This window comes from Falsiroseomonas oryzae, from assembly GCF_027856955.1.
GTDB lineage: Bacteria > Pseudomonadota > Alphaproteobacteria > Acetobacterales > Acetobacteraceae > Falsiroseomonas > Falsiroseomonas oryzae.
In genome coordinates, this window is sequence record NZ_JAPSMD010000782.1 from 1 (window position 1) to 1,372 (window position 1,372).

Annotated in this window: 1 protein-coding gene; it reads left to right on the top strand. The window is 66.9% G+C overall.

The window, feature by feature from the left end; genetic code table 11:
- Positions 1–81: 81 nt before the first annotated feature.
- Positions 82–1,110, top strand: a complete 1,029-nt coding sequence (locus tag OZN99_RS31635) for an IS110 family RNA-guided transposase (protein ID WP_270939156.1) — start codon at positions 82–84, stop codon at positions 1,108–1,110.
- Positions 1,111–1,372 lie beyond the last annotated feature (262 nt).

Below are 1,372 nucleotides of genomic sequence, written 5' to 3' on the forward strand. Positions count from 1 at the left end.
TGATGGGATGGGCGGTCCCCGCTTCTCTGCGCCGATGTGCGAGGCTGGCCTTCGGTGCCACTTAGCGGAGGAGGAGCGATCATGCAGGTGACGACCATTGGCCTCGACATCGCCAAGCAGGTGTTCCAGGTCCACGGCGCTGACGAAAGCGGCAAGCCTGTGCTGCGCCAGCGCATCCGCCGCGGCCAGGTGCTCGACTTCTTTCGCGCGCTCGACCGCTGCGTGGTCGGCATCGAGGCCTGCGCCACGGCACATCACTGGGCGCGCGAGCTGCAGGCGCTCGGACATGAGGTCAGGCTGGTGCCACCGAGCTACGTCAAGGCCTATGTGAAGCGGAACAAGAACGACGCCGCCGATGCCGAGGCGATCTGCGAGGCCGTGATGCGACCAACCATGCGCTTCGTGCCGGTGAAGGGTCGTGAGCAGCAGGCGCTGCTGATGCTCCATCGCGCACGCAGCCTGGTGATTGCGCAGCGCCGCTCGCTCAGCAACGCGATCCGCGCGCACCTCGCCGAATTCGGCTTGATCGGGCCACAGGGCCGCGCAGGCCTTCAACGGCTGCTCGACCAGGCACTGGCAGCGGACAACAGCGTGCTGCCAGACTTAGCCCGCGACGTCATTGTCTCACTGCGGGAGCAGCTCGCCGAGACGGAGGCGCGCGAAGATGCTCTTGAAGCACGAATCCTGGCCTGGCATCGGACGAGCGATCTCAGTCGGCGACTGGCAACGATCCCAGGCATCGGCCCCATCACCGCGTCTGCTATCGCGGCTACAGCACCGGACGCGGCGCAATTCGCCTCGGGGCGTCACTTCGCGGCATGGATCGGGCTCGTGCCGCGGCAGCACTCGAGCGGCGGAAAGGAACGCCTTGGGCCAATCAGCAAGCGCGGCGATCGCTATCTCCGGCGCTTGCTGGTGACCGGCGCTCAGTCGGTGCTGCGCTGGACGCAAGCCAAGCCTGGAAAGCGGCCGGCCTGGCTTGCAGCGATGATCGAGCGGCGGCCCTGGAACGTCGTCGCGACGGCGCTGGCGAACAAGACCGCACGGATCGCCTGGGCCCTGATGGCTCGTGGCGGGACCTTCAAGACGAGCTCCGCGGTGCCAGCCTGACCAACGGCATCGCGAGGGCGGTGAGCTTGCGGGCGTGATCAAGGAGGATGGCAAAGACGGTCGACGCGACCAGGATCGGACCAGCCCGTTTCGACCACCGCTCCTTGGAGAGCGCACGTTTGTTTGGGACCCGATCCGCGGAACCCATCGAGGCCAGCTACCACATGGTGGCAATCAAAGGCCGCAGACATGACCGCACGCGCGCCGCCCAAGCCAGCCGAGACGATCATGCTTGCAGGGCGGGGACCGTCCAGACATGGTC